The organism is Brevundimonas sp., from assembly GCF_051858995.1.
GTDB lineage: Bacteria > Pseudomonadota > Alphaproteobacteria > Caulobacterales > Caulobacteraceae > Brevundimonas.
The window spans coordinates 514,820-527,640 of record NZ_JBHYGN010000007.1; the positions used below are offsets into that span (position 1 = coordinate 514,820).

Genomic DNA, 12,821 nt, shown 5'->3' on the forward strand with positions numbered 1-12,821 from the left:
CAGGGGCACGCACCCGATGCGACGTCTCGCCGCCGGATGGGGCGCAGCCCTGCTCGTGACGGCTCTCACAGCCTGCACCGGGGCGGCGTCCGCGAAGGCGCAAGGGCATCCCCCGACGAGTCCACAACAGGACCCGGTCCGGTTCGCCGCGCCTGCGCTCCACACCTCGGAGCCCATCACGCCGGAATGGGGCGTCGCGTCCGGTCGGGAGGTTCCGTTCGCCGAGGTCGAAACGCTTTGGGGAGACCTGCGCCTCGCCCGCCTGAAGGACGGACGTTATCTCGCCTGGGACTACACCTTCGAGCCAGGGGCGGCCGGACGCACATCGGCCATCACGGGCTTGCGGGATGTCCGTCTCGGCTCCTCAACCGCCGAGGTTGGTCTCGAGATCACCCCGGCGTCGCCCCGCTCTCCGGGCGTGTCGCTGGGGACCTGCGATGTGGCCGATGTCGCCCCCTTGGCCACGCCCGGCGTCGCAGGCCGGTTCATCGCCCTTTGTCGACGGCCGCCCGGCGAGGGGACGGACATCAAGGTGTTCGCGCCCGGAGGCGGCGCAGGGACCTTGATCGCGAGATCTCCGCAGGCGCTCGCCCGCATCAGCACCGGATCGGACCTTCATGGAACGGTCGGCTTCCTCTATCTGCTCTCGGAACCCGGAACCCACGGCGAGATCACCCTGACGCGCTACCTGTGGCGGGCGCGGTGAAAGACGGAACAGGTCGACGCAATCCATGATCCCGGCCGCCCCGTCGGGCGTCAGCGCGTCCGGGGCGCCCGCCCGCCGTCACCTTCTGGCCCTTGAACTCTCGACGTTCGCCATCGCGGGCCCTGCGGCGCTCACGGTGCTTGCGGGATCGCCAGGGCGCCTCGTGTTCGCCCTGGCGCTCTTCCTGGCGCTGCCGGTGACCCTTCTTCAGGTCTTGCGCGAGGTTCACGCCTATTTCGCTCGCCCACGGTCTCTTCCCGAAGCGACCGGGAAGGGTCCGACCTGTGTCGTCTGTGTTCCGGTGATCCTGAGGACTCCACCCGACGCTGACAGTCTCTCCGCATTTATCCAGCGCAACGCGGAGGCGCTCCGCCGGGCCGCATCGCCGCTGGTGTTCCTGGTCGACGGCCCTCCGTCGTCACAACGCGACCATCTCCTTGATCCGGCCATCCAGGCGCGCGTCCTCGCACGCATCGGGGATCCGCAAGAGGCGTCGGTCAGGCCCACGGTGCTGTGGCGAAACCGGCAACGCACGGCGAGCGGAGACGAGTGGGCCGGGTGGGAGCGCAAGCGCGGCAAGGTGCATCGCTTTCTGGAGATGAACGCGGGCCAGGCCGTGGCGGACTTCATCCGTCTGGGCGCACCCGCCACCCCGATCGCCACGCCCTATGTCTTCGTCGCGGACATCGACACCACCCTTCTCCCCGGAGCGCTTGAGCGGCTTGTCGCCAAGGCCCGTCATCCGGAGAACGACGCGGCCATTCTGACCCCGCGGATCCTGACCCCGCTTGCTGAGCGACGCGGCCGGTTCACCGCGATGATGGGCGGGAGGCTGGCCGCCGACGAAGGCCCCATGCCGCAAGCGTCCTTAAGACAGGATCGGCTGGGCTCGGACCTGTTCTTTGGAAAAGGCCTGATCCACGGTCCCCGTTTCCTAGAGCGCCTCGGGGACCGCCTCCCGGACGGGATCATCCTGAGCCACGACCACATCGAGGGCATGATGGCGGGTTCCGCCCTTGCGTCGGACGTCGCCGTACTGGAATCCCAACCTCAGACAATGAGCGCATGGCTTCACCGCCAGCACCGGTGGATCCGAGGCGACGCGCAGAATCTCGCCTTCGTCCTTCCGCGGGTCTGGCAGGCGCGGCCCCCGCGTGGCGCGGGCCTGGATGCGCTGGACCGGCTGGAACTGGTCTTCAACTGCCTTGGGCATTTCAAGCCCGCTGCGGTGCTCCTGATGATCGCGGACCTCGTCTGGACTGCGCCGACCGCGCCGGTGATCTGGTCCGCACCCCTTCTGCTCCTGTGGTCCGGTCTGGCGATCACGGTGCTGGATCTCGCGCGGCCACGACCGCCCCGGCGCTCCCGCACCCTGGCTCTGGACGTCGCTTTCCAGCAGCTGCGAGCCGCGCTCGGCCAGTTGAGCTTCCTGCCTCAGTCCGCCGTTGTGGCGGTCCACGGCCTGATCATCGGCCTCTGGCGACTGCTGAGCGCCACCGACCGCGGCCTGGAATGGCCGGCCGGGGGCGGACGGCGCACAGGCCGGTGGTCGGCCGTCGGCCTCCTGGTCGGCGCAGCGATACTCGCCGGCGCCGTGAGCCGACAGGGCGAGGTCGCGACGGCCACGGGGCTTCTCGCGATCTGGACGCTTTCACCGTTCATCTGGGACCCTCCTCCCCCTCCCCCAGCGCAAGAGGAACCGCGATGCCGGACCTGAATTTTCGGCGCGAGGCCATTGAGGCGGCCCAGTGGAGACGCGGTTATCCGGTGGACGTCGTGGGCGTACCCGGTCTCGTGCTGAGCGCCTTCCTGGTGTTCGTGCTGGTCGCGACCGGAGTGTTCCTCGGCGCCATGACCTATTCCCGCAAGGAAACGGTGCCCGGCTTTCTCGCGCCGCCTGAGGGCTCCGCGCGCATCGTCGCGCCCCGCCCGGGCTATGTGCACGCGGCACATGTGAAGGACGGAGACGCCGTCGAGGCCGACCAACTCCTGTTCACGATCATTTCCGAGCAGCCCACCCCGGATGGCGGGACCGTCGCCGCCCGGCTCAATGACGCCAACATCACCCAGTTGCGGGCGGCCGAGGAGGCGCTCCGGCTTCGACAGAGCGCGGCTCTCAACAGTCAGCGCGACGCAATCTTCCGGCGGGACGGTCTGCGAGCGGAGATCCGCCGACTGCGGTCCGACCTGCGTCTCCAGGAGGAGCGGGTCGCCCTTTCGGCGGAATCCGAGGCGGCGGCGGCGGCTCTGAATGAGCGCGGTCTCATGTCGGCGGTGGCGTATCGCCAACGGCAGGAAGCCACGCTCGCCGCCCGGCAGACCCTGTCGAGCATTCAGCAGCAGATCGAAACCACAGAGGTGCGCCTATCGCAGATCGCGGTGGAGGTTGAACAGACGCGCCTGGGCGCGGCGCAGGCGGAGGCGGATACGGCGGCCGAACGGGGACGCCTGCTGGAGCGCACAACCTCGATTGACGCGGAACGGGCGGGTCTGATCGCGGCGACCCGGGCCGGGCGGGTCGTGGCCACGCAGGCCAGGCTGGGGGATGCCGTGACCGCCGGTCAGACGCTCGCCGTCATCGTTCCACGGGACAGGGGTCTTGAGGTGGTGTTGTGGGCTCCGTCGCGCGCCGTCGGCTTTATCCGGCCCGGGGCGCCGGTTCGGCTCATGTATGACGCCTTCCCCTACCAACGGTTCGGCGCCGCGGGTGGACGCGTCATCAGTATCGACGCCTATCCCAGCGAGCCCCCCGCCAGCTTCGGCGGGGCCGCTTCGCCCGAGCCGCTCTACCGCATCCGCGTGCGCCCCGACGCCCAGTCTGTGACCGCCTATGGGCGGCGATGGCTCATCCCGGCGGGCGGACGCGTTCAGGCCGATCTCGTTCTGGAGCAGCGATCCCTGATCGGCTGGCTGCTGGAGCCGATCACTGCGACGGCGGCGCGACGTTGACCCGTGTCGTTCTGCAAACCGAGGCGTCTGAATGCGGCCTCGCCTGCCTTGTCGCGGCCGCAGGCCGTCATGGCCATGCCCTGACCCTGGCCGAGGCTCGCGCCCGTTATCCGGTCTCGTCGCGTGGCATGACCCTGGCCCAGATCCGCGATGTGGGGGCCAGTCTGGGACTCGTCGGCCGGGCGGTGGAGTGTGACATCGATGAACTCCAGCGGCTGACCCGGCCGAGCATCCTGCATTGGGGGTTCAACCACTTCGTCGTGCTGGACCGGGTGTCCCGACGCGGCGTCACGGTCATGGATCCCGCCGTCGGATTGATCCGGTTGAGCATGGCGGAGGTCTCGCGGCGCTTCACCGGCATGGCCCTTGAGTTGCGCGCGGCGCCGGACTTCAAACGCCGCAAGGAACGCAGTCCGCTACGGTTGAGCAGCCTCTTCCGGGTGACGCCCGCCTTCATCGGCGGAATCGGGCAGGCGCTCGCCCTGAGCCTTCTGATGCAGGTCTTTGTCCTGGCGAGCCCGCTCTACATGCAGACGGCGATCGACCAGGCGGCGCTCAAGGGCGATATCGGATTGCTCGGTGTGCTGGCGCTCGGCTTCGGTCTGTTCGCCGTGTTCAATGTGGTCGCCGAGGCGCTTCGCGGGCTCGCCTTCCAGAAGCTCACGGCCATCCTCGGATGGGATATGACCAGCCGGCTCTACCGCCATCTGCTGCGGCTGCCGCTGCCCTGGTTCCAGCGTCGCCGCGTCGCCGACACCTTCACCCGCTTCGAGTCGATCGCCCCGGTCCGGCAACTTCTGGCGAACGGGCTGGCGGCGTCCCTCATCGACGGCCTGCTGGCGCTGGTCACGCTCTGCATGATGTTGCTGTTCGCGCCCGTCCTGGCCGGGGTCGTCGTCGCCGGCTTCGTCGTCTACGCTCTCGTCAGACTCGCCAGCATTCCCCTGAGCATGCGTTTGGGCGCCGAGGCGTTGATGGCGGACGTGGCCGAACAGGGCAAGCGGCTGGAGACGATACGCGCGATCCAGACCATCAAGGTGATGGGCGGCGAACCTGAGCGCGAGGGGGACTGGTCGAACCTTTACGCCGAGACCGTCAAACGCAACCAGGCGGCGGCGCATGCGTCCATCGGCTTCCGCAGCCTCCAGTCCCTGACAGACGCGATCGTCAATGTCGTGGTGATCTATCTGGGGGTCACCGCCATCATCCAGGGCCGGATGACGATTGGCGTCCTGTACGCCTTCATGGCGTATCGGGGCAGCTTCACATCCAGCATCACCCAGGCCTTTGAACTTCTGGTTCAATGGAAGATGCTGGACCTGCACAGTGAACGCATCGCCGACATCGCGCTCACCGACCGCGAAGCCGGGATCGACCGGGCGGTCGAGGGACTGCCTCCGGTCGAGGGGCGAGTAGAGCTGCGCAATGTCTCGTTCGCCTACTCCCCCCACGATCCGCCTGTGCTTCAGAATGTCGGGCTCGTGGTCGAGCCGGGAGAGTTTGTCGCCATCATAGGCCCATCAGGCGGCGGCAAATCGACCCTGCTCAAGCTCGTGACCGGGCTCTATCCCGTGTCCTACGGCGATATCCTTCTCGATGGTCGGTCTCTCGAGACGTGGGGCCCCCGGGCCGTTCGGCGCGCGCTCGGCGTCGTCATGCAGGATGACGAACTTCTCTCCGGCTCGATCAGCCAGAATGTCTCCTTCTTCGACGAGCAGGTCGATGTGCCGCGCATCTGGGAAACCCTGCGGATCGCCGGCATCGAGGAAGAGGTCGCTCGCATGCCGATGGGTCTGGACACCTTCGTCGGCGACGCCGGGCGCATGTTGAGCGGGGGCCAGAAACAGCGCGTGCTCCTCGCGCGCGCCCTCTACCGCCGACCGAAGATCCTCGTCCTCGACGAGGCGACCAGCCACCTCGACGTCCATCGCGAGAAGTCGGTGACAGAGGCGCTCAAGGGCCTGGCCATGACCCGGATCATCGTCGCCCATCGCCCGGAAACCGTCGCCGGCGCTGATCGGGTGCTTTCCCTCGTCAACGGCCGCCTGGTCCCCGCGAATGTCAAAGGCCTGACCCCTCATGTCTGACACCCTCAATGAGGCATCCACGCCGACCCCCGCGGCGGAACTGGGCGACGCGGTGATGCTGCTGGCCGCGACGGATCGCCGACGGCTCAGCCTCGGATCGGTCATGGTCTGGGTCTGGCCCGCCATCCGCTTGCGCCAGATCCATTTCCTGCGCGACGCCGAGGGCCGCGTTCTCGGCTATTGCACCTGGGCTTTCCTGCGCCCTGAAACCGCCGACCTCCTGTTCGGCGAAGCTGGCGAGGCGCCGGACCTGGACGACTGGAACGCCGGACCGGACCTCTGGCTGATCGACGTAGTCGCGCCTTTCGGACAGGTGCGGTCGCTTCTGCGCGACGCCCGGCTGCGGCTGGTCGCGACCGCTTCCAGCGTGCATGCCCGACGCGGCGCGCGCCGCTTCCACCGTACCCTGGGAGCGCCCCGATGACGAACACCGCTGTCCAGCGCCTGCTGACCGTGCTCGGCGCGTCGGCCGCGCCCCTGACCCGGATCGCGCCGAGCGTCGCAGCGCCTTTTCCCGTTCGAACCTGGAGGGCGCCGGAGGTCGTCTGGCTCAACCGGCGATGGCTCGCCGAGAAGGGGGTTCTGGACGGCGCAGAGGATGAGGGGGCGCTGAAGATCTGGTTGGCGGACCGCTATGCGGTCACGGTGATGGGCGGCGTCGAACCAGAGACCTGCTTCAGCCCCGCGCCCGCGCGCGTGATGTGGGCGGACCGCTACGGCGACACGTGGGGTTCATCGCACGGCGGCAGCGGCCGCTGCGGCATGCTGCATGACGGCTTGAATGCGAAGGGGGTCGGTCGGACGCCGCTCGTGGCGCCCGATGTCGACTGGTACCACTCCCATGGGTTCATGTGGCTGGAGGAGGCCATCCGCGAGGCCATCTGCTCGGAGGTCGTCGATCAGACCTTCCCATTCGGCGCCACGCCGACCCTCGCCGTGATCGACACTGGGGACCGGATCCACTGGGGCGATGGCAACCTCGGCGAACGGCGCGCCGTGCTGGTGCGGCCCAACGCCTTCCGCCTGGGCCATTTGCTGCGCAGCGTGTTTTTCGGCGGAGGCGGCCAAGGAAGTCCCCAGCTTGTTGATGAAGCCCGCGTCCGGGCGCTGGTCGCCCACCTGGACGGCGGCACGCCGGACGGGCTGTCGGGCTTGCTCGTTCTCTCGGCGCGCCATTTGGGAACCCAGATCGGTTTCGCCGCGGCCAGCCGCCTGTGGCCAGGACCGGTCCACGCTTCCAACCTCACCCTCTCGGGCGCCATCCTGGATTTTGGATCATTCCGCAGCCTGCCGGACTGGTCTGATGCGAGGGCGACAGAGAAGGAGCCTTCCAGCCGGCAGGATATGGAGCAACTTCGTCTGGCCCTGTCCGCCGCAGCCCGCGCCGCGACCAAGCGCGGCGTGGTGGTGCGCCCGGAAGACCTCCACGCCCCGGCGAGCCTCGGCTTTGAAGCCGGTTTCGAGCGCTATTTCCGCGACCGTCTGGATCCGAAAGGTCTCTCGAACCGCCCCGTCTGGAGCGATCTGATGACCGCCCTGCGCCGCGCCTATGAAGGCTTCCGCTCCGCGCTCGCGCACGATCTCTCTGATCAGAATGGGCCCGTGGCGGCGCTTGGCCTGAGCCCGAATGCCGACCTCGACAAGCGTTTCAGCGTGCTCGCTGCGTCCCTCGGCGACACGGACGCGCGACATCTGATCCGGCTTGGCCAGCGTCTCCAGTCCCCCGCCCTGCTCGTCCGCGAAAGCCTGCTCGCCGAGACCCAGGCCCTGCTGGAGACCCAACCGAACAAGGCGATCGGCGCCTTCATCGACGACCGCGTTCGGACTGCACTCCCGCTCCCCGATCTCACCTTCTCGCCGGCGGTCTGAAGCGCCGGTCGCTCCGCCGACCTTCACCACCATGGACGAGGCCCGGGCGTGGTTCGCGCCCTTGATGGACACCATCTTCGACAAGATCGATGCGGCCACCGCCTTTCTGCCCGACCTGACTTACGTCGGAACCCGCGATGGCGGACGCAGGACGCCGAATCCAAACGTCTTGATGGAGCATGGATGGGCGCTGAAGTCGTTGATATGGAGGGCGATGATGCCGGTCATGAACACCGCCTTCGGCCATCCCGATGAGCATCCGCTCCCGTTCGATCCGCAGCATCTCGCGCGCGCTATCCTGCTCCACTGCCCTGCCGACGCAGACAAGGAGACGAAAGCCAGGATCAGGGACGAGCTTGCCAACAGCCCGCGTCTGGCGCTTCGCGATATCCTGAACGACGAGACGCTCAAGGCGGCGCACCGACCGCCGGCACCTGCCGAACCTCATCCTGACGACCTGGCGCTGGTCGCCAGATTTCGGGTCCTGCTCCCGCCGCCGCTTCGCCCCGAGAGCTTCCAAGGGCTTCTCGCCGACGCCTTGCCCGATCGCTACGGCAACACCCTGATCAACGCCTAGCTTGCGACACAGGGCCGGACACCCGAGAGTTTCAACGCCGTGGAGCGTCTCCGCTCCACGGGCGCCCGAGGCATGGGCGCCCTGGAGTTCACGCCGTCGCGCGGACCGCAGGCCAGGACCTCTCAGAGGATCCAGATCGAACGGCTCGTCGCCCTCGCCTACGAGGTATTGACGCACCAGAACGATCTGGACTCGTCGTTCGTCAGAAATCACCGATGCGGTCCGTGAGGTTCCCGACTCTCTGGAGCGCGGCGACTGCCCCCGGTTCTTGCGACTTCGGACGGTGAGCCCTGGACGCCTCCAGGTCGCGGCTTGGACAGTGGTGTCCAGCGCGCTCGCGACGATGCTGAGAAAGCCGCTCGCCAGAGCGGCGGCGCGGGGGCGACAGCGGGTCTGGAGGGTCTACGCTTCCATGACCTGCGCGGCACGGCGGCGACCAACTACATCTCGGCCGGCGTGACGCTCGACGATGTTGCCACCATCCTCGGCTGGGAGCTCCAGCGCGTGAAGGAGGTCTCACGCCGCTACGTCACCGGCGAAGCGATCGGACTGGGCATGATCGCGCGGCTTCAGGAGACCCAGAACAGAACGCCAACTGTAAAACCCAGTGTAAAACCCACCACCGTGAGGCGGGGTCGAAAGGGCTCAAATGCAGTGAGGGCGGTGGCTGGGGAACTAGGACTCGAACCTAGAATGACGGTACCAAAAACCGTAGTGTTACCATTACACCATTCCCCAGCAAGGTCCGGCGCGCCCCGCCCTGCGGCGAGGAGGCGGTCAGATACGCCGGGGCGAAGCGGGACGCAAGAGGCTTTTCGCAGCTTATTTCACAGCCCTTTTCAGAGGCGTTCCGAGCGAGCGGCGGTCGGCGATCAGCGGGTCGCAAACTATTTTCCAGGAGGCGTTTTCTGCGCTTGCGGGCGCAAAAACGCGTCGCTATAAGCCCCCTCCTCAAGTCGGAGTGTGGCTCAGCCTGGTAGAGCACTGCGTTCGGGACGCAGGGGTCGGAGGTTCGAATCCTCTCACTCCGACCATTCTTTCCAAGGGTTTCCCGAGACCCTGGAAGCGAGCGAAAGAGCCTCCCTCGGGGGGCTCTTTTCGTTTCAGCCCCCCGCTTTCGCAGCCACCGCCGCCAGATGCGCGCCGACGCCTTCGATAGTGCGTTCGCCCAGGGCCTTGCGCCGGGCCAGCAATTCCGGGGAGCCGGCGTCGTAGTCGGCCATCAGCTTTCGCACGAAGGCGCCCGACTGCACTTCATCCAGCACCTCATCCATCGCCGCCCTCGAGGCGTCGCCGATGATGCGCGGCCCGGTCAGATAGGCGCCGTATTCGGCCGTGTTGGAGATTCGCCCGAACGCTCCGGCGATTCCCTTCTCGAACATCAAATCAGTAACCAGCTTCAGCTCGTAGAAGCATTCGAACCACGCCACCTCGGGCGGATAGCCCGCGTTGACCAGCTTCATGAAGGCCCCATCGACCAGTTCGGCCACGCCGCCGCACAACACGACCTGCTCGCCGAACAGGTCGCTTTCGCACTCGTCCTTCATCGTGGTCTCGAGAATGCCCTTGCGGCCGCAGCCCAGCGCCGCCGCATAGGACAGTCCCAGGGCGTGGGCGCCGCCGGTGAAGTCCTGCTGCACCCCGAACAGGCAGAAGACCCCCTCCCCGGCCTCGTACAGGTCGCGGATGCGCGGCCCGATCCCCTTGGGCGAGGCCAGAATCACATCGAGGTCGGCGCGCGGCTTCACCAGCTCGAACCGCACCGACAGGCCGTGGGCGAAGATCAGGGCCGCGCCGGGCCGGATATTGGGCTCCAGCTCATCGCGCCACAGATCGCGGTGGGCCTCGTCCGAGACCATGACGGCGACCACACCGGCCCCCGCTGTAGCCTCGCCCGCCGTCAGGACGGTGAAGCCGTCCGCCTCGGCCTTCACCCGCGTCGCCGAAGTCGCCTTCAGCCCGATGACGATGTCCGCCACCCCCGAGTCGCGCAGGTTCAGCGCATGGGTCCGCCCCTGACTGCCGTAGCCGATGACGGCGACGCGCTTGCCGCGGATGATCGAAAGGTCGCAGTCGGCGTCGTGGTAGGCGGGAAGCGGATTGGGTAGGGTCTGGGTCATGAGCACAGACCTACAGCCTTCCGACGTCATCGGCTTCTGGAAAGAGGCCGGCCCGAGCAAGTGGTTCGCCAAGGATGACGCCTTCGACGACGTCTTCCGCCAGCGCTTCGCCCACGGCCACATGATGGCGGCGCGGCGTGAGCTGGATCACTGGGCTGAGACGCCGGAGGGTTCGCTGGCCCTGCTGATCCTGCTGGATCAGTTCCCGCGCAACACCTTCCGCGGCACGGCGCACCAGTTCGCCACCGATCCGCTGGCCCGCCATTTCGCCGAACAGGCGGTCGCGCGCGGCCATCATCTGGCGTTCGAGACCGATCTGCGGAACTTCCTCCTGCTGCCGTTCGAGCATTCGGAGCGGCTGGAGGATCAGGACCGGTATCTAGCGCTGATCGGCGACGACGCGGACCTGATCAAATGGGGCCACATCCACCGCGACATCATTGTGCGCTTCGGCCGCTTCCCGCACCGGAATGCGTGCCTGGGGCGCGAGACGACGGCGGAGGAGCGGGCGTTCCTGGATGGGGGCGGGTTCGGGGGGTAACCACCCTCTCCCGATGGGAGAGGGCTTGAGCGCACGGCGGCGCAGCCGTCGTCCTTGCGCGAAAGGGTGAGGGTCGACTTTCAGCATTCGGGCGATGAGCCGCGTCCCTATCCCGCGCGGCGGCTCACGCCGACTGACACAGCCGACCCTCATCCGACGGGGCTCCGCCCCGCCACCTTCTCCCATCGGGAGAAGGACAAGGCTCCACAGCCCGCACATCAAAGTGTCCACCGGACGCGTTGGGGATTCGCGAATCAGCGTCCACCTTCTCCCCCCATGAGCGCCGCCTTTGACCTGATCGATGTACCCGCCGCCCCGGCCGATCACCCGGAGCATCAGTACCTCAACCTGCTGCGCGACATTCTCGAGAACGGCGCGCGTCGGGATGACCGCACCGGCACCGGGACGCTGGGCGTGTTCGGCCGCCAGATGCGGTTCGACCTGTCGAAGGGCTTCCCGGTTCTGACGACCAAGAAGCTGCACCTGCGTTCGATCATCGTCGAGCTGCTGTGGTTCCTGCGCGGCGAGACCAATATCGGCTGGCTGAAGGAAAACGGCGTCAGCATCTGGGACGAATGGGCCAACGCCGAGGGCGAGCTGGGCCCGGTCTACGGCAAGCAGTGGCGTTCGTGGGCCGCCCCGGACGGTCGCGTCATCGACCAGATCGAGAAACTGGTCCACGGCCTGAAGACCAATCCGAACGGCCGCCGCCACATCGTTTCGGCCTGGAACCCCGCCGACGTCGACGACATGGCGCTTCCGCCCTGTCACTGCCTGTTCCAGTTCTTCGTCGCCGACGGCAAGCTGAGCTGCCAGCTCTACCAGCGCTCGGCCGACGTTTTCCTGGGCGTCCCGTTCAACATCGCCAGCTATGCCCTGCTGACGATCATGATGGCGCAGGTCTGCGGGCTGGAGCCGGGCGAGTTCGTCCACACCTTCGGCGACGCCCACCTGTATCTGAACCACATTGAACAGGCTCACCTCCAGCTCAGCCGCGAGCCCCTGCCCCTGCCGACCATGACCGTCACGCCCCGGGACGACCTGTTCGCCTACCGGCTGGAGGACTTCGTGCTGGACGGCTACCAGCCCTGGCCGCACATCAAGGCGCCGGTCGCGGTTTGAGCATAATTTTTAATGACGTCGACGCACTTGCTGATTGGTTGAGAACGCGCCGTGCTTGCGGGCATGTGCTGATTGATGGCCTGACCGGGGCTGGCAAAAGCTGGCTTACAAAAGCTCTCGCCCAGCGACTTCAAATCAATACCCTAGAGGTCGATGAACTCGTTCAGCGGCCCCTCGGAGAGAGTTCTCGATATATCGACCTAATCGATTTTGTGGCTTTGGGAGCCGCTCTTAAAACCGAAGGGCCGAAAATCATTGACGCCATTACTGGGCTTGATGTCGCGGAGGCTATCCCGATCAGTGTGACCACGCATATCTACGTCCAACGCCATGATCGACATGGAGAATGGATTGATGGAGAGGTCGGGCTGGGCAACGAGTTAGCAGCGCTGACCCCTTCCAGCGCTCTTCAGCACTGCTTGGCAAATTATCATCAGCGCCGTCTGCCTCATGAAATCTGTGACGCCGTGTTCGTGCGTCGGGACGAACAATGAATCTCTCTGATCTTTCCGCCTCCGTCCTGCGCATCTCCGACATCTACGCCCGCGAGCACGGCATCGACCGGGACAAGGCGGCGTCCGGCGACTGGGCGCTACTGAAGGTGCAGGAGGAGCTGGGAGAACTGGTCGCCGAGCACCTGCGGACCACTGGCCGCGCGCGGGGCGCCGCCGACGCCGAAAAGCTGGGCGACGAGGCGGCGGACGTGCTGGGCATGCTGTTGATCTACTGCCGGGCCGCGAACATCGACATCGAGGCGGCGATGCAGCGCAAGTGGCTGCACTGGCTTGAAGCGCGCTAGGTCCAATCGACATTCAGGGGATTCACTTGCGGCCTGATGCGTGATTCATGG

12 protein-coding genes, 2 tRNA genes and 1 pseudogene are annotated in these 12,821 nt (G+C 66.9%); 13 read left to right on the top strand and 2 right to left on the bottom strand.

Going from position 1 to position 12,821, the window contains the following annotated elements; all coding sequences use genetic code 11:
* Positions 1–16 precede the first annotated feature (16 nt).
* The 8 genes and pseudogenes from ACTIEF_RS07460 to ACTIEF_RS07495 form a co-directional block, all read left to right on the top strand.
* Entirely contained in the window at positions 17–706 is a 690-nt protein-coding gene (locus ACTIEF_RS07460) for a hypothetical protein (RefSeq protein WP_439471481.1), read from the top strand.
* 25 nt (positions 707–731) lie between these two features.
* On the top strand, positions 732–2,423 hold the full coding sequence (locus ACTIEF_RS07465) for a hypothetical protein (protein ID WP_439471482.1): 1,692 nt from the start codon (positions 732–734) through the stop codon (positions 2,421–2,423).
* A 50-nt stretch (positions 2,424–2,473) separates the two neighbouring features.
* Positions 2,474–3,655 carry an HlyD family secretion protein gene (locus tag ACTIEF_RS07470; protein WP_439471483.1) on the top strand — a complete coding sequence of 394 codons (1,182 nt, stop codon included), beginning with the start codon at positions 2,474–2,476 and terminating at the stop codon, positions 3,653–3,655.
* Positions 3,652–5,742, top strand: a complete 2,091-nt coding sequence (locus tag ACTIEF_RS07475) for a peptidase domain-containing ABC transporter (protein ID WP_439471484.1) — start codon at positions 3,652–3,654, stop codon at positions 5,740–5,742. Before ACTIEF_RS07470 ends, ACTIEF_RS07475 begins: the two co-directional genes overlap by 4 nt.
* Complete coding sequence (locus ACTIEF_RS07480; RefSeq protein WP_439471485.1) at positions 5,735–6,166, top strand: toxin-activating lysine-acyltransferase; 432 nt, start codon at positions 5,735–5,737, stop codon at positions 6,164–6,166. Before ACTIEF_RS07475 ends, ACTIEF_RS07480 begins: the two co-directional genes overlap by 8 nt.
* Complete coding sequence (locus tag ACTIEF_RS07485) at positions 6,163–7,611, top strand: hypothetical protein (RefSeq protein ID WP_439471486.1); 1,449 nt, start codon at positions 6,163–6,165, stop codon at positions 7,609–7,611. The genes ACTIEF_RS07480 and ACTIEF_RS07485 overlap by 4 nt, the downstream gene beginning before the upstream one ends.
* Before the next feature lie 64 nt (positions 7,612–7,675).
* Entirely contained in the window at positions 7,676–8,188 is a 513-nt protein-coding gene (locus tag ACTIEF_RS07490; protein ID WP_439471487.1) for a hypothetical protein, read from the top strand.
* Positions 8,189–8,500: 312 nt separating this feature from the next.
* Positions 8,501–8,671 (top strand): annotated as a pseudogene (locus ACTIEF_RS07495) (hypothetical protein); the annotation flags it as partial.
* 181 nt (positions 8,672–8,852) lie between these two features.
* On the opposite strand, the gene ACTIEF_RS07500 reads toward ACTIEF_RS07495, so the two are convergent.
* A tRNA-Gln gene (locus ACTIEF_RS07500) sits at positions 8,853–8,926 on the bottom strand.
* A gap of 219 nt (positions 8,927–9,145) precedes the next feature.
* Between ACTIEF_RS07500 and ACTIEF_RS07505 the strand changes: the two genes are divergently transcribed.
* A tRNA-Pro gene (locus ACTIEF_RS07505) sits at positions 9,146–9,222 on the top strand.
* Positions 9,223–9,291: 69 nt separating this feature from the next.
* Here ACTIEF_RS07505 and ilvC read toward each other — a convergent pair.
* Complete coding sequence (ilvC, locus tag ACTIEF_RS07510) at positions 9,292–10,308, bottom strand: ketol-acid reductoisomerase (RefSeq protein WP_439471488.1); 1,017 nt, start codon at positions 10,306–10,308, stop codon at positions 9,292–9,294.
* On the opposite strand from ilvC, the gene ACTIEF_RS07515 reads away from it, so the two are divergent.
* The 4 genes from ACTIEF_RS07515 (at position 10,307) to ACTIEF_RS07530 (ending at position 12,770) form a co-directional block, all read left to right on the top strand.
* Positions 10,307–10,849 carry a DUF924 family protein gene (locus ACTIEF_RS07515; RefSeq protein ID WP_439471489.1) on the top strand — a complete coding sequence of 181 codons (543 nt, stop codon included), beginning with the start codon at positions 10,307–10,309 and terminating at the stop codon, positions 10,847–10,849. The two genes, ilvC and ACTIEF_RS07515, sit on opposite strands and share 2 nt — an antisense overlap.
* Before the next feature lie 276 nt (positions 10,850–11,125).
* Positions 11,126–11,971, top strand: a complete 846-nt coding sequence (locus ACTIEF_RS07520; RefSeq protein ID WP_439471490.1) for a thymidylate synthase — start codon at positions 11,126–11,128, stop codon at positions 11,969–11,971.
* Positions 11,968–12,465 carry a hypothetical protein gene (locus tag ACTIEF_RS07525; RefSeq protein ID WP_439471491.1) on the top strand — a complete coding sequence of 166 codons (498 nt, stop codon included), beginning with the start codon at positions 11,968–11,970 and terminating at the stop codon, positions 12,463–12,465. Before ACTIEF_RS07520 ends, ACTIEF_RS07525 begins: the two co-directional genes overlap by 4 nt.
* Positions 12,462–12,770 carry a phosphoribosyl-ATP pyrophosphohydrolase gene (locus ACTIEF_RS07530; protein WP_439471492.1) on the top strand — a complete coding sequence of 103 codons (309 nt, stop codon included), beginning with the start codon at positions 12,462–12,464 and terminating at the stop codon, positions 12,768–12,770. The genes ACTIEF_RS07525 and ACTIEF_RS07530 overlap by 4 nt, the downstream gene beginning before the upstream one ends.
* The last annotated feature ends 51 nt before the right edge of the window (positions 12,771–12,821 follow it).